Origin of the sequence: Cryobacterium sp. MLB-32, from assembly GCF_000738085.1 — a bacterium.
Classification (GTDB): domain Bacteria; phylum Actinomycetota; class Actinomycetes; order Actinomycetales; family Microbacteriaceae; genus Cryobacterium.
This window is the reverse complement of record NZ_JPRS01000319.1, coordinates 1-1,585: the sequence shown is the minus strand read 5'-3', so window position 1 is coordinate 1,585 and position 1,585 is coordinate 1. Positions and strand designations below refer to the sequence as shown.

2 protein-coding genes are annotated in these 1,585 nt (G+C 59.4%); one reads left to right on the top strand and one right to left on the bottom strand.

From position 1 onward, the window contains the following. A partial coding sequence (locus JF66_RS24615; RefSeq protein WP_035880206.1) for a hypothetical protein occupies positions 1-277 on the top strand: 277 nt, incomplete at its 5' end. A 509-nt stretch (positions 278-786) separates the two neighbouring features. Here the strand turns inward: JF66_RS24615 and JF66_RS24610 are convergent. After that, positions 787-1,140 (bottom strand): MbtH family protein, encoded by a 354-nt coding sequence (locus JF66_RS24610; RefSeq protein ID WP_231556496.1) that lies wholly within the window; start codon positions 1,138-1,140, stop codon positions 787-789. Positions 1,141-1,585 lie beyond the last annotated feature (445 nt).

The following is a 1,585-nucleotide window of genomic DNA, read 5'->3' as shown; positions in this document are numbered from 1 at the left end:
TGCAGCGTATTTCATCTCGGGATCGACGGCCGCAACGGTACCCGGGTGGTTGTACGCCCTTTTCGCCGTAACGATCGCGAATTACTTCGTAGCCATGTATTTCCTGTTCGCGCTGATGGTGAAGGCACACCGAGAGGCGAAAGCAGGCTACACAACGACCGGCGGGATGCACTCCGAAGTGCCGCAGGTTGATTCCCTGACAGGGGAAGTCCTGAGGGAAGTTGGGGAGGACTTGAGAGTGCCGCGCCGATCACGACCGATAAAGCGGCTCACGTAGCGCACCTGGAGGCCACGCCAGCAAACGCCAGCAAACGCCATAGTCACGATTGCTGCGACTGCGACAAAGATGGCCGCCGTCATCTAGACAAGCACTCGCACAGGGCCAGTCCTAGAAATCAGTTGATTATGCAGGGAATCCGAATCTCATTCACGGGGTCGCTGCTGCTCCACGCGGCAGAGAGAGCCAGAGTAGCGGTCAGCCACGCTCACATTAGAAGGCGCCCGACGAATCACACGCCCATGCCACCGACTCACCGTGGCCGCAATGAGGACGTCGAGCGCGCCAGATCTGGGGCCAAACTACCGGGCGGCCGTGCGCGCCAATGCGGCATCGCTTGGGAACAACACAGGGGCGCGGATTTCGCATATCAACTTCAGCGGCACGGCGCGACTTGACGGCAAACTGGTGTCCGCCGGCCAGAGTCCGGGAAATACCCAAGCGCAGGTCGAACACTGTTAATCGCCGGTCGTCGGGTCCTGCATTCAGTTCCCCGATTGCCCCTCCCGCTAACGCAACGAGAGGGGGCGCATGTCGATCCAGACCTCCTCGATATACGCGAGGCACTCCTCCCTCGTGCCCGACACCCCCACAGTGGTCCAGCCCAAAGGCACCGCGCGGCCTTCGGGCCAGACCGAGTACATCTCCTCGTGGTTCATGATCACCACGTAGGTGGTGTTCTCCCCTGCTGAGCTCCGCATACTTGGGGCGGGACCGTCCTCCCGCACCAGGGTCGGCGGCACGTTATGGCCTGCGTCCTGGATGGTCAGGTGGGTGACGTCAAGTGTGGCCGTTGCGGGTGGTGCGCTCCCGCAGCCGCCGAGGAGGAAGGTAAGGGTAAGGGCCGCGATAGCGCTCCTCATCACCTTTACATAACCAACTCGTGAAGACATAGCCCCACCACCCTGTCCCATTTGACGTCTCAGGCATCCGGCACCGACACATTTATGTCAAAAACAATACATCAAAACGGCACTAAACGCCGAATGGTACCGCCTGAAACACCCGCAAGATCGCATCAAAACTCAAGACTTCCTTCGCGGCTGGATCGTGAAGTTCGCTGTTACAGCTCAATGGCCGGCCGTCGGCGCCTCTGAGCTCCAGATCGCGCCTGTTACGCTCGTCAGAACTGTGATGGTGGGTGGGGAGTCTCAGAGGTGGCAATAGTGAGTGAATCGTTTGAGTTTCATGTTCGAGAACGGGTCGCCGGAGTGTCCATGTGGCGCTTGGGGCTCGCTTCATTGTTTTTCGCTACCGTTCTTCTTCTAGGAAGTGTTTTGGGCTCTCTGAGCATCGTGTTCTCTGGCA

Bases quoted from the DNA above. Each gene is read 5' to 3' on its own strand.
- JF66_RS24610 (WP_231556496.1), bottom strand. From the start codon at position 1,140: ATGAGGAGCGCTATCGCGGCCCTTACCCTTACCTTCCTCCTCGGCGGC.